The organism is Mesorhizobium sp. M0626 (genome assembly GCF_040320665.1).
In the GTDB taxonomy this organism is placed as follows: domain Bacteria; phylum Pseudomonadota; class Alphaproteobacteria; order Rhizobiales; family Rhizobiaceae; genus Mesorhizobium.
Map to the genome: position 1 here is coordinate 222,894 of NZ_JAMYQD010000001.1, position 21,269 is coordinate 244,162.

At 63.5% G+C, this 21,269-nt stretch carries 14 protein-coding genes; 6 read left to right on the forward strand and 8 right to left on the reverse strand.

Annotated elements, in window-relative coordinates; genetic code table 11:
- The first annotated feature begins 240 nt into the window (after positions 1-240).
- Complete coding sequence (locus tag NKI37_RS01200) at positions 241-6,450, forward strand: kinesin (RefSeq protein ID WP_352794345.1); 6,210 nt, start codon at positions 241-243, stop codon at positions 6,448-6,450.
- Between the two features lie 6 nt (positions 6,451-6,456).
- A complete protein-coding gene (locus NKI37_RS01205) occupies positions 6,457-7,209 on the forward strand; it encodes an RNA ligase family protein (RefSeq protein WP_245260146.1) in 753 nt (250 codons plus the stop codon).
- Between the two features lie 34 nt (positions 7,210-7,243).
- Here NKI37_RS01205 and NKI37_RS01210 read toward each other — a convergent pair whose 3' ends face one another.
- From NKI37_RS01210 to NKI37_RS01225, 4 genes are read right to left on the reverse strand one after another with little or no spacing between them, the layout of a single operon-like run.
- Positions 7,244-7,885, reverse strand: coding sequence for an ABC-type transport auxiliary lipoprotein family protein (locus NKI37_RS01210; RefSeq protein ID WP_460221856.1), 642 nt, complete (start codon positions 7,883-7,885; stop codon positions 7,244-7,246).
- 37 nt (positions 7,886-7,922) lie between these two features.
- A complete protein-coding gene (locus NKI37_RS01215) occupies positions 7,923-9,296 on the reverse strand; it encodes an MlaD family protein (protein ID WP_352788321.1) in 1,374 nt (457 codons plus the stop codon).
- A 14-nt stretch (positions 9,297-9,310) separates the two neighbouring features.
- Positions 9,311-10,129, reverse strand: coding sequence for an ABC transporter ATP-binding protein (locus NKI37_RS01220; protein ID WP_023684944.1), 819 nt, complete (start codon positions 10,127-10,129; stop codon positions 9,311-9,313).
- Position 10,130: 1 nt separating this feature from the next.
- Entirely contained in the window at positions 10,131-11,318 is a 1,188-nt protein-coding gene (locus NKI37_RS01225) for an MlaE family ABC transporter permease (protein ID WP_352520279.1), read from the reverse strand.
- Between the two features lie 77 nt (positions 11,319-11,395).
- On the opposite strand from NKI37_RS01225, the gene dgcA reads away from it, so the two are divergent.
- Positions 11,396-12,379 (forward strand): N-acetyl-D-Glu racemase DgcA, encoded by a 984-nt coding sequence (dgcA, locus tag NKI37_RS01230; RefSeq protein WP_023690143.1) that lies wholly within the window; start codon positions 11,396-11,398, stop codon positions 12,377-12,379.
- Here the strand turns inward: dgcA and NKI37_RS01235 are convergent.
- Together NKI37_RS01235 and NKI37_RS01240 are read right to left on the reverse strand one after the other, a co-directional pair.
- Complete coding sequence (locus NKI37_RS01235; protein WP_023694172.1) at positions 12,350-13,564, reverse strand: MFS transporter; 1,215 nt, start codon at positions 13,562-13,564, stop codon at positions 12,350-12,352. The two genes, dgcA and NKI37_RS01235, sit on opposite strands and share 30 nt — an antisense overlap.
- Positions 13,565-13,668: 104 nt before the next feature.
- The gene (locus tag NKI37_RS01240; protein ID WP_023715971.1) at positions 13,669-14,484 is read right to left on the reverse strand and encodes a UDP-2,3-diacylglucosamine diphosphatase; all 816 of its coding nucleotides are present in this window, start codon (positions 14,482-14,484) and stop codon (positions 13,669-13,671) included.
- Between the two features lie 120 nt (positions 14,485-14,604).
- On the opposite strand from NKI37_RS01240, the gene NKI37_RS01245 reads away from it, so the two are divergent.
- Positions 14,605-15,384, forward strand: coding sequence for an SDR family oxidoreductase (locus NKI37_RS01245; RefSeq protein ID WP_023706506.1), 780 nt, complete (start codon positions 14,605-14,607; stop codon positions 15,382-15,384).
- Between the two features lie 159 nt (positions 15,385-15,543).
- Entirely contained in the window at positions 15,544-17,868 is a 2,325-nt protein-coding gene (locus tag NKI37_RS01250; RefSeq protein WP_023694169.1) for an NADP-dependent malic enzyme, read from the forward strand.
- 5 nt (positions 17,869-17,873) lie between these two features.
- Here NKI37_RS01250 and NKI37_RS01255 read toward each other — a convergent pair whose 3' ends face one another.
- Positions 17,874-18,494 (reverse strand): DUF1287 domain-containing protein, encoded by a 621-nt coding sequence (locus NKI37_RS01255; RefSeq protein ID WP_023711449.1) that lies wholly within the window; start codon positions 18,492-18,494, stop codon positions 17,874-17,876.
- A 203-nt stretch (positions 18,495-18,697) separates the two neighbouring features.
- Between NKI37_RS01255 and NKI37_RS01260 the strand changes: the two genes are divergently transcribed.
- The gene (locus tag NKI37_RS01260; protein WP_023711450.1) at positions 18,698-19,894 is read left to right on the forward strand and encodes a DUF2865 domain-containing protein; all 1,197 of its coding nucleotides are present in this window, start codon (positions 18,698-18,700) and stop codon (positions 19,892-19,894) included.
- On the opposite strand, the gene gltX is transcribed toward NKI37_RS01260, so the two are convergent.
- Positions 19,812-21,185 carry a glutamate--tRNA ligase gene (gltX, locus tag NKI37_RS01265; RefSeq protein WP_023684934.1) on the reverse strand — a complete coding sequence of 458 codons (1,374 nt, stop codon included), beginning with the start codon at positions 21,183-21,185 and terminating at the stop codon, positions 19,812-19,814. The two genes, NKI37_RS01260 and gltX, sit on opposite strands and share 83 nt — an antisense overlap.
- Between the last annotated feature and the right edge of the window lie 84 nt (positions 21,186-21,269).

A 21,269-nucleotide genomic window follows, 5' to 3' on the forward strand; every position in this document is an offset into this window, starting at 1 on the left:
TTTCCGTCGCCAACGCGTTAATGAATGGGCTGGAAAATTGTTGCCGTTGAGGCGGTTAGATCACGTTGTCGTTAACCTTATATTTAAAGTTTTACGTATCTCGCGGAATGCATGTTTTCTTTACCCCTGTGTGTCATTACGATACGAAGGTCCATTTTCAGCCTCCTGCGTGGGATAAGACGAGCCAGAATCAGGCAAAAATAAGAAGTCCCTCGGCAGCTAGTACAGGGTAGCGAAGGCATGGCGAAGAAACCAACGACGACCAGAACTCTCGACAGCGACGTAGCCAGGGAACTCGAAAAGGCACTAGACCTCGATCTCAGCGGAGACGGCAGCGGCGATCTCGATATCGCGGCGTCGATGGAAGATCTGGAAGCGCAGATATCGCAGGCCGCGGACGAACTGGCGCGCGAAGGCCGCCCCCAGAAGCCCGCCCCCGCTCAAAACGCGCCCGTCCAACAAAACCAGAGTGCGAAGCCGGCAGCCAAGCCCGCCGAGCTGCGCCCGGTCGAATCGCGCAACAGCGCGCAGCCAGCCGGCTTCAAGCCGGCAAACGATGACCGCCAGAAAGATTACAAGACGCTGCTGCACAGCCTCAACCGGCGCGCGTCTAGCACGATCTATTGGGTCGTGGCGTTCGTGTCGCTGGCCTGGATCGCCGGCGCCGGCGGCCTCGCCAATCTGCTGTTTGGCCCCAGCATCTGGAAAATTCGTACGTTCGATCAAATCCTGGCCCACCCTGAACTGATCGGCCTGGCGATCGCGGCAATCATACCGGTCGTCCTGTTTTGGGCCTTCGCGGCGATGATCCGCCGCGCGCAGGAAATGCGCATTGCCGCGCAATCGATGACGGAGGTGGCTTTCCGCTTGGCGGAGCCGGAAAACCTCGCCCAAGACCGCGTGATGATGATCGGCCAGGCCGTTCGCCGTGAAGTGGCGGCGATGGGCGAAGGCATCGAGCGCACGCTGGCGCGCGCCGTCGAGCTCGAAACTCTGGTCCACAGCGAGGTCAACCAGATCGAACGCTCCTATTCGGAGAATGAATCGCGCATCCGGTCGCTGGTCGACGGGCTGGGCAGCGAGCGCGAAGCCGTCGTCACTCATGCCGAGCGCGTGCGCGCCTCGATCACCGGCGCGCATGAAACGCTGAAGGACGAGATCGGCGCCGCCTCCGACATTATTCGCGACTCTATCCTCAACGCGTCGACCAAGCTGTCGATGACGATCACGAATTCCGGCGACACGCTGATCGACCGCATCAATGAAAGCTCGATGTCGATCTTCGATTCCGTCGAAACCCGGCTGGATTCAATCACCGACAGGCTGTCGACATCGGGCGAAGCCTTTGCTTCGCTGCTCGACACCCGCATCGCCAAGCTGACGGACACCACAGACGGCCTGACCCGGTCGCTGACCGACCTGCTCGACGACCGCACCACCGGCATGGTGTCGCTGCTCGGCGGCGCCGCCCGCACCCTGAGCTCGGAATTCGAGTCCAGCCTGAACGGCATCGAGCGGACGCTGGCCGAGCGCGGCCAGGCGCTGATCAGCGAATTTCAGACCCGCGCCGAAGCACTCGATACCGGCACGCAGAAGCTCAACGCCGCGCTCGAGGCGCGCGCCCGCCAGATCAACGAAACGCTGGTCGAGCGCGCCCGCGAGATCGCCCACACCTTTGCCGAGAGCAAGGATCATTTGTCGGCCATGATCGATCAGGGCAAGACCCAGATCGGCGCCGACATGGCCGACATCGTCTCGTCGACCTCGTCGATGCTCGAAGCCCGCGCCAGCGATTTCGCCGGCCGCATGGAAGCGGCCCGCCATGTCGTGTCGCGCTCATTCGACACCGATATCCAGCGTCTTGCCGATGCCCGCGTCGGCATCGAGGACGCCGTCGAAAACCACAGCCGCAAGCTGTCCGAAAGCCGCGAACGCATGGCGGCTGCCATGCAGGCGGACCTGGCGAAGTTCGCCGAGGGCCGTGCCGGCATCGATGCGGCCGTAACCAACCAGGTGCAGAAGTTGGCCGAAGGCCGCAACCTGATCTCGCGCGCCCTGGAAGAGGATCTGCGCAAGGTCAACGAGTCGCGCGCCGCCATCGACGCGTCGCTGGGCAGCCATCTCGAGCGGCTTGAAGAAGGCCGCAACCGGCTCAACCAGGCTTTGCATGAAGACTCCGGAAAACTTGTGCAAGCCCGTACGATCATTGACGAAATGGTCGCCGGACATGTCGGTAAACTGGCCGAAGGCCGCAACATTCTGTCGCGCGCCCTGGAAGCCGATCTCGGCAAGCTCGCCGACAGCCGCGCCTCGATTGACGGGCTGGTCGCCGGCCAGGTTGAAAAGATCGCCGAAGGCCGCGCCATCCTGACCAAGGCGCTCGAAAACGACATTATCGGCATCAAGGGCGTGATCGAGAACCACTCGGCGAAACTGGCCGAGGACCGCACCGAACTCAGCAAGGCGCTGGAGAACGACCTATCCGGCATCAGGGGCCTGCTCTCCGACCATTCGAGCCGGCTTGCCGACGATCGTGGCCTGTTGTCACAGACGCTCGAGGCCGACCTCGCCAAGCTCGCCGAGAGCCGGTCGAGCATCGACGGGCTGGTCGCCGGCCAGGTCGAGAAGCTGGCCGAGGGGCGCGATATCCTCAAGCGCGCGCTCGAAGCCGACCTCAACACCATCAAGGGCGCCATCGCGGGTCATTCCGACAAGGTGGCGGAAGAGCGCGGTCAGCTTTCCAGGGCACTGGAGGCCGACCTGCAGAATGTGAACAGCCTGATCGCCGACCACTCGAACCGGCTTGTCCAGGATCGTTCGACGCTATCCCAGGCGCTTAAGGATGACCTTCAGAATGTTAACAGCCTGATCACCGACCACTCGAGCCGGCTTGTCCAGGATCGTTCGACGCTATCCCAGGCGCTTCAGGACGATCTGCACAATGTCAGCGGCATCATGGCCGATCATCAAAACAGGCTCGTCCAGGACCGTTCGGCGCTCTCAAAGGCACTGGAAGACGACATCGCCAAACTGGCGGAGAGCCGCTCCAGCATCGATGGGCTGGTCGCCGGACAGGTCGAGAAGCTCGCCGAGGGCCGCGACATCCTCACACGGGCGCTCGAAGCCGATCTCAATGCGATCAGGAGCGCCATTGCCGACCAGTCGCAGAAGCTGAGCGAAAACCGTGGCGAGTTCGCACGGGTGCTGGAAGCGGATTTGGAAAATGTCAACAGCCTGATCGAGGGCCACAGCGACAAGCTCGTCCGGGATCGCGCGACGCTGTCGAAGGCTCTCGAGGACGACCTCGCCAAGCTGGCCGAGAGCCGGTCGAGCATCGACGGACTGGTCGCAGGCCAGGTCGAGAAGCTGGCCGAGGGCCGAGACATCCTGAAACGTGCGCTGGAAGCCGACCTGCAGAAGCTGTCGGCAAGCCGCGGTGAGGTTGACGACATCATCGCCGGCCATGTCGGCAAGCTGGCCGAAGGCCGCAACATGTTGACCCAGGCGCTGGAAGACGATCTGGCAAAGCTCGCCGACATACGCAAGGACGTCGACCGCTCTCTGTCGGGCCATATCGACCAGATTGCCGGCAGAAGCACCGATATCTCGGCGGCAATCGCTGCCGATGTCGAGAAAATCGAGCAGGCCTTCAGCAAGCAGACCGGCATCATCGAAGAGCGCGCCGGAACCATGGAGCGCGCGTTGTCGGTGGGTGTCGACAATGTCCGCAGCGTGCTTGAAAAGAGCGCCGTCTTCGTTGCCGGCGCGCTCCGTGAGAAGGTGATGGAAGTCACCAGCGCGCTGCACGAACAGGCCGGTGCTGCCTTCAGTGATGCCGACCGCAAGATCGCCGAGCGTGCCGAGCAGACCTCGGCCGCCCTTTTGGCCCGGGCCGAGGACATCGCCCGGACCTTCGAGGACGCGGATCGCCGTCTGCACGCCCGTGCCGAGGACACATCGAGCGCCCTGCTTGCTCGCGCCGAGGATACGACGAATGCCTTGCTTGCTCGCGCCGAAGACACGACGAGCGTGCTGCTTGCCCGGCATGACGAGACGTCGAACTCGCTGCTCGCCCGCGCCGAAGAAACGGCCGGACGGCTGGCTGCCCGCGCCGGCGAGATCGCCGGCACGTTCGACGCCGCCGACAAGAAGCTGGTCGCCCGCGCGGTCGAGACGGCGCAGTCGCTGGCCGACCGCGCCGGCGACATCCTGCGTAACTTCGAGGGTGCCGACCAGCGGCTGAGCATGCGCATCGGCGAATCCGCCGAAGCGCTGGCCGCCCGCGCCTCGGACCTTGGCCGCATCTTCGACGCCGCCGACCAACAGCTGATCTCGCGCATCGCCGAGGGTTCGGACGCGCTGTCAGCCCGCGCCACCGAGATCAGCCGCATCTTCGACGAGGCCGATCACCGCCTGGTGTCGCGCATCGCCGACTCCACTTCGACGATCGGCGAGCATGCCGACAACATCGTCGGCGCCTTCGCCAGCACCGAGCAGCGTGTTGCCGAACGTGCACGCCAGACCGGCCAGGAACTTGCCGTCCACGCCCGCGAGATGGAGCAGGCTCTTGCCGGCGCCGATGAGCGGCTGGCCGCGAGCGTTGCGTCCGCAGCTTCGCGCGTCGAGGAACAGGTCGCCAACGTCGAGAACCGCCTTCTTTATACGACGGAGACGATGGGCCAGAAGCTCAACGAGCAGGTTTCCAGCGCAGAAGCTCAGCTGATCTCGCGCGCCAACACGATTGCGGAGACTTTTACCGCGGTCGGCCAGCACATCGGCCAAAGCACCAACGACGCTGCCAAGACAATCGGCACCAATACCCGCGAGCTCAACACGATGCTGGCGGCGCGTTCGGCCGAGATGGCGAAGATCCTGGACGAAACCGCGCGGCCGCTGGTCGAGCGCTTCGCCCAGGGCGGCTCGGAACTGCAAAAGAGCATGGAACAGGTCACCGAACGCGCGACCGAGAAGCTGCGCAGCGAAAATGCCGCCCTCGTCAACGCGCTCGCCAGCCGCACCGCCGAAACGCTGTCGGCCGTCGAAGGCGCGCGCTCGTCGCTCGCCGATAGCGTCGCCGACCTCATCGGCCGCATGAGCGTCTCCAGCTCGCAGCTTGGTGAGCTGATCGAACAGGCGGCGATCAACCTCGGCCAGGTTGACGAACGTCTGAGCGGCAGCACGCAAAGCTTCGCGGCAACCACCGAAAAGGCCGCGCAGACCTTCGCCAGCTCGGCACGCCTGGTCGATTCGAACACGACGCGGCTTACCGAACTGTCGTCGTCGACCCTGCGCGAAGTGGCCTCGATCGCCACCAAGTTCGACGAGCACAGCCGCTTGCTGTCCTCGGCTTCGGATCTGTTGAGCTCGGCGCAGAGCAATCTGGAGCACACGCTTGAGCGGCAATCGTCGCTCGAAGATCTCGCCGTCGGCCTGGTCAAGAAGTCGGAAGACCTCGAGAAGGTGATGCGTTCGTTCGAAAACCTTGTCGGCCAGACGATGCAGAATGCCGAAGGCAAGACGCTGGCATCAGCCGACAAGATCCGCATCGCCATAACGGAAGTGGTCGATTCGGCAACCAGCCGGTTCGCCGATGCGACCGAGGAGATGCGGCGCACCGCAAGCTCGATCAAGAGCGAGCTCGACCTCACCCGCGCCGAGCTCAAGAAGGGCGTCATCGAGATGCCGGAAGAGGCCAAGGAATCGACCTCGGCGATCCGCCGTGCCGTTGCCGAGCAGATCAACGCGCTCAAGGAACTTTCGGATATCGTTGCGAAATCGGGACGCGGCGGCGACAATGCCGAACCGCGCGCCCTGCGCCCGGCGCCGCAGGCGCCAGTGCAGCGCCCGGCCGAGCCGGTACGCCGCCCGCCGCCGGCGCCACAGCCGGAGCGCCCTGCTCCGCAGGCGCCGGTCGGCGGCCTGCGTGGCACGCTCGATATCGAACGCCCTGCCGAAGCACCGCGCCAGCGCGACGCCAACGCCCGCACGCCGCAAGGCGGCTGGGTGCGCGATCTCCTGACCGGGGCATCGCGCGAGGAGGAAGTCGCCAGGCCGGCAGCGCCCGCGGAAGCACCGCGCGCAACTCCCGCCCAGCGCTCGCCGCTGCATGTCATGGAGTCGCTCAACTCGCTCTCGGTCGATATTGCCCGGGCGATCGACCACGACGCCTCGATCGAGCTGTGGAACCGCTACCGGCGCGGCGAGCGTGACGTGTTCACGCGCCGCCTCTACACACTCAAGGGCCAGCAGACCTTTGACGAAATCCGCCGCAAATATCAGGCCGAGGCGGAGTTCCGCGCCGCCGTCGACCGCTACTGCGACGATTTCGAGAAGCTGCTCAAGGACGTCTCGCGCAACGACCGCGACAACATCATGGCGCAGACCTACCTGACGTCGGACACCGGCAAGGTCTACACCATGCTGGCCCATGCGAGCGGCCGTTTGCACTAGCTACGATTGCTGCATCAAAATGAAAAAGGCGGGAAATTTCCCGCCTTTTTCGTTTGTCATGGATCGAACAATGACGAGCGCAAAGAACTCAGGCTGCCCTTGCTGGCGCGATGGGCTGCAAGCTATGCCTCCAGCATGAGGAAATACGGTCGCACCTTTCATCTGCCGATATCGGTCGGAGCCACCAGCGACGACAAGGTCATGGCGTCGCTTGAAGGACTAAGGGTGGCTGATCTTGTGGTCACCGAGAAGATGGATGGAGAGAACACAACCCTTCATCGCGATGGCTCTCACGCGCGCAGTCCCGATAGCCGTTATCATCCATCCCGAGACTGGCTGAAGGCATTTGCAGCAAATGTTTCACCGCAACTTGCTGACGATGAACGGATTGTGGGCGAGAACCTCTATGCCCGACATTCGGTTGCGTATGATGCGCTGCCGTCATTTTTTCTTGGCTTTGCATGGATCATCGGGACCGAGATTCAACCGTGGGATTTGACCCTGGCCCGGTTTGAGGAACTGGGCATCACTCCTGTTCCCACGCTCTATCGTGGGCCTTTCAGCCCCAACCTCTTCGATAATCTGGCTGCGTCCCTGGATAAGGCCAAGCAAGAAGGCTTTGTGGCTAGGGTTGCCGAAGCATTTGCTGAGGCAGACATGCCCATTCGCATGGGCAAATATGTACGGGCAGGACATGTCCAGAGTGAAACCCACTGGATGAAGGCAGAACTGGTCACCAACCGTCTGGCAGGCGGCTAAGGTTCCTGGGTCTCAAGCGCCTCGCCGGGTTCGCTCAGATAACCGAATCCGTCCAGCCCACAATATCCTTCGCCGCCTCGCCGAAGGCGCTGTCGAGCGCGTTGACATAGGCCGGATTGCCGCTGCCGGAGACGGGAGCGGATGCGGTAAAGCTCTTCGAGGCGCGCACCTCGCCGTTGCGGTCGTTCAGGATGCGTACGAAGAGATTGACCTCGGCATGCTCGCCACCATTGACGCGGACTTCGAAGGAGCGGATCTCGACGATAATTTGGTAGTCGATCGCCAGCCCCTCGCCCGGCTTGCCGACGCCGGCAAAGCTGCCGGAGCGCTGGAAGGTTTCGGCGAGCCTCGCCTGCACGATCAGCGGCAGCCGGTCGGCCCATTGCGCGCCCTTGAGATACTGGATCGAGCGATCTGACGGCTTGATGACGATGTTCTGGCTGTCCAGCGCCTTGAGCGCGGATGGCTGGGCGATCAGGATCTGGCGGCGGCTGTGGCCATGGGCGTCGATCGACGGGGCGGACAGCTCGAACGTATCGAGTGGCGCCGGCTTGCCTCCCAATGCCGCGCAACCAGCCAGCGTCAGGCCAAGCAAAACGGCCGCCGATTTATACCCACCCAACCCGAACGTCACGCGTGATCCCCACTGTCCCCGGATCGTATGATGAATCCGCATCCGCGGTCCATGTAATTGCTGCGGGCGGGCACGGAAGTCAACGCCGTGCCCTGCCATCGAACTGCCGGACCTCGCCGTCGCCGCCCGACAGGATGCGCTGCGGGTTGCGGCTGAGATCGGTCACCGCCTCTTCGATGCGACTGATCGAACGCCGGCTGTCCTGGACCAGCGCCTCGACATTCGACAGGCCCTGGCCCGAGAAGCGCGCGATGTTGTCGGTGATCGTGCCAAGCCGGGCGTTCAGCGTGTCGGCGACCTGCTTGAACGACTTCAGCGTGTCCCTGGCATCGGCCATGACGCCGTCGGCTTGGCCCGAACCGAGCAGCGTATCGACCCTTTTCAGGATGCCGTCGACGCGCACCGAGGCATCGTTGAGGCGCGACGCAAGCTGTTTGGCGTCCTTGATCGTCTCGTCGATGTCGTCGGCCCGGTCGGCGAACTTGTCGGTCACCTTGGCGATGTCGGCGGCGGCCTTGTTGGCATTTTCGCTGGCCTTCTGAATGTTGGCGAGCGCCACGCGCACCTGCGCCGGATCGATGCCGTCGAGCACATTGTCGACCTTTGCCAGCGTGCCTTGCGTGCGCGTGGCGAAATCGTTGACCGAGCCGACCGCGGTATCGACGTTCTTGATCACTCCGTCGAGCTGTCCGCTGGTCTCCTTCAGATTGGCGGTGACGGCGTCCACATTGGCGACGATGCTCTTGATCTTGTCCTTGTCGACGGCATTGAGCAGGCCTTCGGCAGCCTTCAGCGTGCCGTCGAGCTTGCCGGAAACACCCTTCAGCTCATCCGACAGCTCGCTGACGGCGGTCAGGAACTTGTCGATGCCGTCGGCATTCCTGGCCAGCGCATCGGAAAATGTCTGGGCGTTCTTGACGGTCTGGGTCAGCGGCCCGCGCACATCCCTGGTGAAACCTTCTAGGTCGGAAAGCACCTTGTCGGCGCGGGTGAAGATGTTCTGCGCCGTCTGCAGCAGGTTGGTGACCGCTGACGGATTGGCGATGATCTCGGCCGTCCTGCCTTCCTTTGCCGCCTCTTCCAGCAGGTTAGGTTCCTTGGGATCGGCGCCCTTCAATTCGATGTTGACCTGGCCGGCAAGGCTGGCGATGCCGATATCGGCCTGCGTCGATTTGGTGAGCGGCGTTGTCTGGTCGATCTCGGTCGTAGCAATGGCGGCATTGGGGTCATTGCGGTCGAAATAGACGCGCTTGACCACCCCGACCTTGACGCCGTTGAACAGCACCAGACTGCCGGGGCCGAGGCCGGAGGCCGAACCCTGAATGCGCACGCGCAGCTCCGCCGTCTCGCCGCGATCACCGATCTGGGCGGTCCAATAGACGAACCCGAACGCCGCCAGGATCGCAGCCAAGGTGAAAATGCCGACAATTACGTAGTTGGCTCTGGTTTCCATTGCCCCACTTATGTCTATGCGCGCGCGGCAAGATCAAGTTGCCGAGCGCGTTTTCCGCGGAAATAGGATTTGACCCACGGTTCTTCGCTTTTCAGCATGTCGTCGATCGTGCCTTCGACCAGGATTTTCTTGTTGCCGAGCACCGCCACGCGGTCGCAAGCGGTAAACAGCGTGTCGAGATCGTGCGTCACCATATAGACCGTCAGATCCATCGTATCGCGCAACTTCACCACCAATTCGTCGAATTCGGACGCGCTGATCGGGTCGAGGCCGGACGTCGGCTCGTCGAGGAAGACGATGTCGGGGTCGAGCGCCAGCGCCCGCGCCAGGGCGGCGCGCTTGATCATGCCGCCCGAAAGCTCCGAGGGAAATTTTTGCGCGGCGTCCGGCGGCAGGCCGACCAGTTCGATCTTGAGCAAGGCCAGCTCGTCCATCAGTTTCTTCGGCAGATCGAGATATTCGCGCATCGGCACCTGCACGTTTTCCTGCACGGTCAACGCCGAAAACAGGGCGCCGTGCTGGAAAAGCACGCCAAGGCGCATGTCGATGCGCAACCGCTCGATGTCGCTGGCCTTTTCGAGGTCGAGACCAAACAGCTTGATCGTGCCGGACTGCTTGTGCAGCAGGCCGAGAATCGTGCGCAGCAGCACCGATTTGCCGGCGCCCGAGGCGCCGACGAAACCGAGGATTTCGCCGCGCTTGATGTCGAGCGCCAGTTTGTCGAGGATCAGCTTGTCGTCCAGGGCAACGGTGATATCGCGCACCGACAGCACGATATCGTCTTCTTCCATTCCCTGCACAGCCTTGGTCGCCTTTGAGTTTCTGCGCATCATGTCAGAACTCGATCGATGCGTAGAAGATGGCAAAAAGGCCATCGAGGATGATGACGACGAAGATCGATTTCACAACCGAGGCGGTGACGTGCAGACCCAGCGATTCGGCGCTGCCGCCGACCTTCATGCCTTCTACGGAAGCAATGGTGCCGATGATCATGGCCATGAACGGCGCCTTGATCAGCCCGGCGAAGATGGTGCTGATATCGATTGCCCCGCGCAGCCGGTCGATGAAGGCCGTCGGCGCAATACCGGAATAAAGCCAGGCGGCTAGGATGCCGCCGCCAAGAGCGGCAAAATTGGCGACGATGGTGAGACAGGGCAGCGCGATCACCAGCGCCACCAGGCGCGGAAACACCAGCACGCCGATCGGGTTGAGGCCGATGACCTTCAGCGCGTCGACCTCCTCGCGCATCTTCATCGAGCCGATCTCGGCGGTGATGGCGCTGCCGGAGCGGCCGGCGATCATGATGGCGGTCATCAGCACGCCGAGTTCGCGCAGGATCAGCACGCCGACCAGATCGACAACGAAAATGTTGGCGCCGAAATAATTGAGCTGGTAGGCGCCCTGCTGGGCGACGATGGCGCCGACGATCGCCGACATCAGCACCACCACGGGGATGGCGCCGACCCCCATGCGATCGATCTGGTTGAAGATCGCCGCCGGATTGATGGCATGGCCGCGCCCGAGCTTCATCTGGGCGCCGCCGATGGTGGCGCCGAGGATGTTCATCGAGGCGAGGAAGTCGTCGCGCATCTCATAGATGCGGCGGCCGACCGCCTCCAGCCCGCGGAGGATGATGTTGGGGCGCCGGACGCCGCGCGATTCGGGCTCGCGCCGGACAGCTTCGCCAACGGCGCCGAGCAGGATCGAGGCGACATCGCTTTGCCCCTGCATCTTGATCTCGACACCCTTCTTTTCGAAGACACTGACCAGGCGATCGATCAGCCAGGCGCCGGCGGTGTCCATCTTCTCGATGTGGGAAAGATCCAAAGCGAGCGTCTGGAAGCCTTTGCGCTGCTCGATCTTGCGCATCTCGGCGTCGATCAGCGCCACTGTCGTCGTCGTCCAGATGCCGGAGAAAGCGCAGCGGAGGACGCCGCCCTCCTCGCCGACCGCAACGCGGGGCTGGTGGTCGGCCTCCTTGGCGGCGTTGCCGCTTGCGTCGCGTTTGCCGATGGTCAACATGGCGTCCTGTTTAGCCTGACGGGTCGTACCTGTCGATTTGCCGACGACGCGTTGTCGCATAGCCGGAGCAGAAAATTATGGCGCGTGTCATTTCGGTTGAGGCCGAGCGTTTTCCCATTGCCGGCACCTTCACCATCTCGCGCGGGTCGAAGACCGAAGCCGAAGTCATTACCTGCACGATCAGTGATGGGGACAATCGCGGATGGGGCGAATGCGTCCCCTACAAGCGCTATGGCGAGACCATGGAGGGGGTGCGCGACGCCATCGAGGCCATGCGCCGGCAGATAGAAGGCGGCATCAGCCGCAAGGAACTGCTCGATGCGATGCCGGCGGGTGCTGCCCGCAACGCCATCGATTGCGCCTTGTGGGACCTGGAGGCCAAGATCAGCGGCGTTGCGGTCGCGGACGCCATCCACGTTGTGCCCTTGTCGGCGCTGGAGACGGCCTACACGCTGTCGCTGGGCGAGCCGGAGGCAATGGCGGCGCAAGCCCGCGCCAATGCCGGGCGGCCGCTGCTCAAGGTCAAGATTGGCGGCGACAACGACATGGCCCGCATCCGCGCCGTGACCGAAGCGGCGCCCGACAGCCGCATCATCCTCGACGCCAATGAAGGCTGGATCGATGCCAACATCATCGAGAATCTCGCTTTCGCCGCCGAACATGGCATAGCCCTGATCGAACAGCCGCTTCCCGCCGGCCATGATGCCATCCTGCGCCACATCGCGCATCCGGTGCCGATCTGCGCAGACGAAAGCGTCCACGAGGCGAAGGACCTCGAAACGCTTGTCGGCCTCTATGACGCCGTCAACATCAAGCTCGACAAATCCGGCGGCCTGACCGCCGCCCTTACCCTTCGCAACCGCGCCCGGGAGCTGGGATTCGGCGTGATGGTCGGCTGCATGGTCGGCACGTCGCTGGCGATGGCGCCGGCAGTGCTTTTGGCGCAAGGCGCCGACTTCGTCGACCTCGACGGTCCGCTGCTGCTTGCCCGCGACCGCCAGCCCGGCCTCGTGTACCAGGGGTCGCTGGTGTCACCGCCTGACAGGATGCTGTGGGGCTGAACGCGCGGCGAGCCCGATCAGCGCCAGGCCGATGATGGCGATCGGGATCATCGCCAGGAAGCCGTCGACGCCGTAGCGCTCATAAAGCGGGCCGGACGCCAGCGTCACCGCCGCCATGAAGAAGCCGTTGAAGAAATAGGCAATGCCTTGCGCCGCACCCGTGCGTTCTTCCGAAACCGTTTCGCCGATCATCTTCTGCAGGCCGATCAACACCATCGCCACCGACACCGAATGCAGGGTCTGGACGCCGAAGAAACCGGCAACGCCAAGCCCGAGTGGCCAGATCAACGGAAAGGCGATCCAGCGCACGATGGAGCCGACGCCGGCGATCAGCATCACCTTGACGACTGAGACGGAGGCAAAAATACGGTTGAAAAACACGAACATGCAGACCTCGGCCACCACGCCCCAGGCCCACAGCAGGCCAACGACGGAATCGCTGATGCCGACCGACTTCCAGTAGATTGAGACAAAGCCGTAGAGGAAGGCATGGCTGGCGGTGATGATGCCGACGCCGAGGGTGAAATACAGGAAATACGGATTGAGAAGGCTCGGCGCCTGATGCTGGATGTCGGCGGCAGATAGCGGCGAAGCCCGGCGCGGGCGGCCAAGCCGCGGCGCCAGCAATCCGGCGACGAGCGCGGCAGACAATGCCGCAAAGATGATTACCGGCACGGCCTGCGGGCTCGTCCAGGCGAGGATAAAGCCGCCTGCGACATTGGCGCAGAGATAGGATATCGAGCCCCATTTGCGCATCGCGGTGTAGTTCGAGCCAAAGCGGCGCACACCCGACAGCGCGAGCGAATCGGCGATCGGCGAATGCGGCGTCCACACCACCGTCAGCGCCAGCGATACGGCAAGCACCATGGCGTAGGTCGGGTTGAGGAAATAGCCGGCGGAAAGCACCATCGTCGCGGCCACCAGCGCAATATAGACATCCGCCCTGTCCTTCGCCCGGTCGGCCAGCGCGGTCAGCAGGGGTGTTGTCACCACGCGCAGGAACATCGGCGCCGCCAGGATGATGGCGATCTGCTCGGCGTGGAAACCCTGGGCATGCAGCCACAGCGGGAAATAAGGCACATGCGTTCCCAGCGACACGAATAATGTCGCGAAGATCAGACTCATGCGCAGTTCGAAATGGCGCGGCTTGACGAGTTGTTCGGGCGAGAGCGGCGGCAGCGACATGAATCGATCCAATTACGCTGCACAAAGGGCTGCAACGCAGATCGATCCCTTAACATGCGCGAAAGCGGTCCGAAACTGCCTGGACCAGTCGATTAACAGGAGGGTTATGCCGCTTCGACGACCCTGTCTTCGATGAGCAGCGGGATGAACGGCTCGTCCGGTGCTTCGGGCAGCACCAGCGCCCAGTGGATGATCTCCATCTTGCCGTCGAAATGTTCGACCACCGCCGTGCAGCTCTCCACCCAGTCGCCGGTGTTGATGTACTGCACATCCTCATAAGTCTCGATCGCGGCGTGATGGATGTGGCCGCAGATGACGCCGTCGACGTGCGAGCGGCGGGCCTCCTCAGTCAGCACGGTCTGGAACGAGCCGATGAAGTTGACCGCCTTCTTGACCTTGACCTTGGCCCAGGACGAGAACGACCAGTAGGGAAGCCCAAGCAGGTGGCGCAGCCTCGTCACCGCGCGGTTGACCAGCATCGCCGCGTCATAGGCGTAGTCGCCGAGATAGGCCAGCCAGCGTGCATTGTGGACGACGGTGTCGAACTGGTCGCCGTGGATGACCAGCAGGCGCCTGCCATCGGCGGTTTCGTGGATGGCGCGGTCGGCAACGACGATGCCGCCGAAATGCACGCCTTGGAACTGGCGCGCGAATTCGTCGTGATTGCCGGCGATATAGGTGATCGAGGTGCCCTTGCGCGCCTTGCGCAGCAGTTTCTGGACGACGTCATTGTGGCTCTGCGGCCAATGCCAGCTGCGCCGCAGACGCCAGCCGTCGACGATGTCTCCGACGAGATAGATGATATCGGCGTCGTGATACCGCAGGAAATCGATCAGGAACTCGGCCTTGGCCGCCTTCGATCCGAGATGCAGGTCGGATATGAACATGCTGCGGAAAGTGCGGGTTTCTGTACCGGACATCAGATCGTCACCGTTGCTTTCGCGCAGGCTATGCCCCGATTCATGCAACAACCGTATGACGGTTGCGATTGGGCCAGCCAAAGGGCTAGCGTGCCGCGCCATTCACAGGAGAAAATCGTCATGGATCTTGGCATCAAGGGCAAGAAAGCCATCGTCTGCGCATCGAGCAAAGGGCTGGGCCGCGGCTGCGCCATGGCGCTGGCCGAGGCCGGCTGCGATCTCGTCGTCAACGGCCGCAATGCCGAGCTGCTGGCAAAAACCGCAGCCGAACTGCGCGAACGCTACGGCGTGAAGGTGACCGAGATCGTCGGCGACGTCTCGAAACCCGACGTGCAGCACGCGCTCCTTGCCGCCTGCCCCGACCCGGATATCCTGGTCAACAACAATGGCGGCCCGCCCTTGCGCGATTTCCGCGAGCTCGACCGCGCAAAGATTCTCGAGGGCGTGACGCAGAACATGGTGACGCCGATCGAACTGGTGCAGGCCGTGATCGACGGCATGGCCAAGCGCGGCTTCGGCCGCATCGTCAACATCACCTCGCTGTCGGTCTACGTCCCGATCCCCGGCCTCGATCTGTCGTCCGGCGCGCGCGCCGGGCTGACTTCGTTCCTGGCCGGCGTGGCGCGCACGGTGATCGACCGCAACGTCACCATCAACAGCCTGCTGCCGGGCAAGCTCGACACCGACCGGCTGCGCGGCCCGCATGAGGCCGGCACGATGGAAGACCCGGCAGCGGCCGCAGCGCGCAAGACCCGCATCAGCGCCGACGTTCCGGCCAAGCGGCTCGGCACGCCGGAAGAGTTCGGCCAGATCTGCGCCTTTCTGTGCTCGGTCCATGCCGGCTATCTCACCGGCCAGAACATCCCGGTCGATGGCGGCCTCTATGTCAGCGCGTTCTAAAAGGCTCGATGGATTATCGGCAGGATTTCAGCGCAATTATTTGAAATAGGTCGATATTTCCGGCCCCGGTTGTTTTAGCCGCCCTTGCGTTATTTGGCGTCGCGAAAAAACATTTTTGCGTGCTAAAAGGCTGCAAAGCAGGTTTGAGGGAGCGGCCGCATGGAAGGCGAGAACAAGAAAACGGCACGTTCGGACCTCGACGAAGCCGCCCTCTACTTCCATAAGCATCCAAGGCCGGGAAAGCTCGAGATTCAGGCGACCAAGCCGCTCGGCAACCAGCGCGACCTGGCGTTGGCCTATTCGCCGGGTGTTGCCGCGCCCTGCCTCGAAATCCGCGACAATCCGGCAACCGCGGCCGATTATACAGCGCGCGCCAATCTGGTCGGCGTCGTCTCCAACGGCTCGGCCGTGCTCGGGCTCGGCAATATCGGCCCGCTCGCCTCCAAGCCGGTGATGGAAGGCAAGGCGGTGCTGTTCAAGAAATTCGCCGGCATCGACGTCTTCGACATCGAGATCGACGCGCCGGGCATAGAGCGCATGGTCGAGACGATCTCGGCGCTGGAGCCGACTTTCGGCGGCATCAATCTCGAGGACATCAAGGCGCCCGAATGCTTCGAGGTCGAGGCGCAGTTGAAGGCCCGCATGGGCATTCCCGTCTTCCATGACGACCAGCATGGCACCGCCATCATCGTCGCCGCCGCCGTGCTCAACGGGCTGGAATTCGCCGGCAAGACCATTTCCGACATCAAGATCGTCACCTCAGGCGCCGGTGCGGCAGCGCTCGCCTGCCTCAACCTGTTGGTCTCGCTTGGCGCCAAGGTAGAGAATATCTGGGTCACCGACCGCTTCGGCGTCGCCTACAAGGGCCGCACCGACGAGATGGATCGCTGGAAAGACCCATATGTGAAGGACACCGAGGCGCGCACGCTGGCCGATGTGATCCCTGGCGCCGACGTTTTTCTCGGCCTGTCGGCCGCCGGCGTGCTGAAGCCGGAATTGCTTGATCATATGGCGCCTAAGCCGTTGATCCTGGCGCTGGCCAACCCCAATCCCGAGATCATGCCGGAGGTCGCGCGCGCCGCTCGTCCCGACGCGATGATCTGCACCGGCCGTTCCGATTTCCCCAATCAGGTCAACAACGTGCTTTGTTTTCCTTACATCTTCCGCGGTGCGCTGGATTGCGGCGCCAGCGCCATCAACGAGGAGATGAAGATGGCCGCGGTCCGGGCGATCGCCGCGCTGGCCCGCGAAGAACCATCCGACGTCGCCGCCCGCGCCTATTCCGGCGAGACGCCGATCTTCGGACCCGACTTCCTTATCCCCTCGCCCTTCGATCCCCGCCTGATCCTGCGCATCGCGCCGGCGGTGGCCAAGGCTGCCTGCGACACCGGCGTCGCGACCCGGCCGATCACCGACTTCGCCGCCTATATCGACCAGCTCAACCGCTTCGTCTTCCGCTCCGGCCTGGTGATGAAGCCGGTGTTTTCGTCGGCCAAGGCGTCGACCGCCAAGCGCGTCATCTATGCCGACGGCGAGGACGAGCGCGTGCTGCGCGCAGCCCAGGTGGTGCTGGAGGAAGGCATTGCCGAGCCGATCCTGATCGGCCGCCCGCATGTCATCGAGGTCAGGCTGAAGCGCTACGGCCTGCGTATCAAGCCGGGCGTCGATTTCGGCCTGATCAACCCGGAAGACGATCCGCGCTACCGCCATTATGTCGACCTGTTGATCGAGCTTGCCGGCCGGCGCGGCGTGACGACGGAGGCCGCGCGCACGATGGTGCGCACCGACAATACGGTGATTGCCGCGCTGGCGCTGAAGCGCGGCGATGCCGACGCCATGATCTGCGGCCTCGAGGGCCGTTTCGAGCGGCATCTGCGCAATGTGACGCTGGTCATCGGACCACGCGCAGGCGTCAAGGACCGCGACCTGTCGACGCTGTCGATGCTGATCTCGCAACGCGGCATCATCTTCCTCACCGACACCCATGTCTCGGTCGACCCGACGGCCGAGGAGATCGCCGAAATGACCATTCTGGCGGCGGAGGAAATCCAGCGGTTCGGCATCGAGCCGAAGGCAGCGCTGCTGTCGCATTCGGATTTCGGCTCGCGCGATTCCCCCAGCGCGCTGAAGATGCGGCAGGCGGCGGCGATCCTGGCGCGCGTTGCGCCCGACCTGCAATGCGACGGCGAGATGCATGCCGATTCAGCCCTGTCGGAGCATCTGCGCCAGCGCGTCTATCCGCATTCGCGGCTGAAGGGCGAAGCCAATCTCCTGGTGTTCCCCAACCTCGACTCCGCCAACATCACGCTGACCGCGCTGCGCACGATGATGGACGCGCTGCATGTCGGGCCGATCCTGCTTGGCACCGACAAGCCGGCGCATATTTTGACGCCGTCGGTGACCTCGCGCGGCGTCGTCAACATGACGGCGCTTGCGGTGGTCGAGGCGGCGCACAAGGCACAGGCGGTGGTTCATTTCAACTGACGCCGTCAGGCAGGCACGAAACGGTAATGCCCGGTCTGCTTGAAGGCGAACAGCGTGTCCTCCTCGCGGGCGCCCGACCCGATATTGTGGATGACCAGCGGCCTTCCCGGCACGTCCGCCGAGCGTTCGGATGAGACGATGACGATGTGCGGCAGGTTGCCGGGCAGCATCTGGGTGACAAGATCGCCCGGCTGAAAGTCGGCAGGATCCTCGCTTACGGCCAAGGAAGCACCCTTGCGCCCGAAAAAGGCGGCAAGGTTGCCGACCCGTCGGTGATCGATGTTGCGGTCGGTCGCTTTCAGACCCCAGGTCTTGGGATAGGCGGCGAAATTGGCGGCCATATCCTCATGCACCAGTTTCTGCAGGTCGAGATTGAAGGCGCGGCGATAGGCGCGCACAATGACATCCGTGCACACGCCCCTATCCGGCGCGACGTCGCCGCCGGGATAGCCGAGGCGGACATAGGCCGGGTCGTAGAAGGTGGTGACGCCGATCTGCTCACGCCCGGCTTCGACCAATTTGCTGCGCCAGTCCGGAGCGGCTGGATTTTCCTGCGCCCGGACGGCGGGCGCCGCCAGGCACAACAGACCGAACTGCAGCGCGGTTCGACGGGTAATCGCGATCATGCCAGCTCCCCGGGGCATTGCTGGATCGTGGGATAATTCCGGGGCGATTGCGCCTTTTTCATGCAGCGGTGAGATCGCACAGTTGCCGCCCTATCCAAACGCCTCCTGCAACGCGTCTATGGGCTAAGACCATCTTTGGTTGTAGATTGAGGGAACGGTTAACGGCGAATCCGGTAGACAGGCAGGCAAGCGGGGTTCGGGCAATGACGGGCGGACGATGGAGGCTGAAGCACCTGGCTGCGCTGCTCGGAGCGCTTGTGCTTTCGGCCGTCGCCACCACTGAACCGCAGGCCGCCTCCCGCGTTTGCCGTCAACTGGAAGCCGAGCTTGCTTCTTCATCGAATGGCGGCGGCAATTCCAGCATGGTGCGGAAGTATGACAAGGCCATCTCCCGCCAGTTCGAACAGCTATCAAAGGTGCGCGGTCGTGCGAGCGATGCGAATTGCGGGTTTTCGCTGTTTTCGCGCAATGTCAGCCAATGTGCTGCGCTGAACAGCAGCATCGATCGCATGAACGCCAATCTCGATGCGTTGCAAGCCAAGCGCGCGCAGCTTGCCGGCGGCGGCTCGCGGCGCGACCGCGGCCGCATCCTGGCCGCGCTCGACGCCAATGGCTGCCGTGACGAGCCCGCGCCGCGCCGGGAGCCGCTGCAGGAAGCCAGCCGCGAACCCGACGACGGCAATCTGTTCGACCAGCTTTTCGGCGGCAACCGGCAGATCGACACGCTCGATCAGCCCGATGATCCCGGCGAGGAGCGCAATGTGCGCCGGGTGCTCAATCAGCCCGGCGTGCCGGATTTCCCGACGGTCGGCGGCGAGTTCCATACGAGCTGCGTGCGCACCTGCGACGGCTATTTCTTCCCGATGTCGAACTCGGCTTCGCTCGGCGATTTCGAGCGCGACCAGAAGAATTGCGAATCGAGCTGCCCCGGCACCGAAATGCAGGTGTTCTATTCGCGCGGCATGGAAGACGATTCGGCCAACATGACGTCGTCGGTGACCGGGAGGCCCTACAGCGAGTTGCCTACCGCTTATCTCTACAAACAACCCAACCAGTCGCGGCCGCAGGCATGTGGCTGCAACGCGCAGGCCGGAAATTTCAAGATCATCGGCGGTAACCCGCCACCGCCCGAGCAGTTTCAGCCCGATATTGAGACCACGCCGTTCATTCCGGTGCCGGCGGCCAAACCCGATCCGGGCGCGGATCCGGAGACGCTGGCGAACGTACAAGGCGGGCTCGACCGCGCCGCCATCAAGCGCCTTGCCGTCAAGCCGGTGGTGTCGCCGGTGTCGCTGATCCCGCCGGACCAGCGCAAGGTCAGGGTCGTCGGGCCAGCGTTCCTTCCCGACCCAGCAGCGGCAATAGATCTGCAAGCTCCGGCCCGGAAGCAAGTCCGGTAAGCGCCAGCCTGAGCGGCATGAACAGCGCCTTGCCCTTGCGGCCGCTGGCTTCCCTGATCCTGGCCGTCCAGTCTTTCCAGACCGTACCGGTCCACGGCTCTTCCGGCAACAGGTCGAAGGCCTGCTGCAGGAAGTCGCGATCCTCGTCGGAAAATTCCGGCGCGGGCTGCGGGCCGTCGGCAAGGATGCGCCACCAGCCGACCGCGTCGCTCAGCCGGTCGAGATTGCCGCGCACCGCCAGCCAGAACGGCTCGGCCTTGTCGCCGGAGATGCCGAGCACGATCAGCCGATCCCGCGCCTCGGAAAACGGCATGTGGTGCATGAGCGCACGATTGAGCACGAACAGCTCGTCCGGGTCGAATTTGGCCGCCGATTTCGACGTGGCGGCGGGATCGAAGCGCGCGGCCAGTGCCGGCATGTCATGCACCGCTGCGACATTTTCCGAGGTGCCGACAAGGACGGCCAGCGAAGCCACAGCCATCGGTTCGATGCCCTCCTCGCGCAGGCTTTCGATCGACAGCGCACCGCTGCGCTTCGACAGGCCCTCGCCCGAGGCCGTGGTCAAGAGATTGTGGTGGCCGAAGACAGGCGGCTCGGCGCCCAATGCCTTGAACAGCGCGATCTGCACGCCGGTGTTGGTGACGTGGTCGTCGCCGCGGATGACATGACTGACCCCCATCTCGATGTCGTCGACGACCGAAGGCAGCGTGTAGAGATAAGTGCCGTCCTCGCGCCGCAGCACCGGATCGGACAGTGAGGCCAGATCGACGGTTTCCTCGCCGCGCACCAGATCGTTCCAGTGCACTTCGGTGCGTTCGGGCTGCAGCGGATCGCTGGTGAAATTCGGCAGCAGAAAGCGCCAGTGCGGCCGGCGGCCATCGGAGCGGTATTCGGCGATCTGCTGCTGCGAAAGCGCCAGCGCCTCGCGGCCATAGACCGGCGGCAGGCCGCGCGTGCGGCGCACCTTGCGGCGCAGGTCGAGTTCTTCGGGGGTCTCGTAGCAGGGATAGACAACGCCGGCTCTCTGCAGCCGCTCCACCGCCGCGTCGTAAGTTTCGAAGCGCCGCGACTGGTATTCGGTGGCGTCGGGAAAAATCCCCAGCCAGTGCAGGTCGTAGAGGATGGCGTCGGAAAATTCCTGCCTCGAGCGGGCAATGTCTGTGTCGTCGAAGCGCTGAATGAAACGGCCCTTGTTGTTCATGGCAAACAGCCAGTTGAACAAGGCGGTGCGGGCATTGCCGATATGAATGCGGCCGGTTGGTGAGGGGGCAAAACGGACGGTAACTGTCATGGGCGGGGCGTAACGGATGCTCTTGGAATTGACAAGACGCGCCCCCGCGCGACGCCAAAGACATAATGCACGCCAGCTAAAATG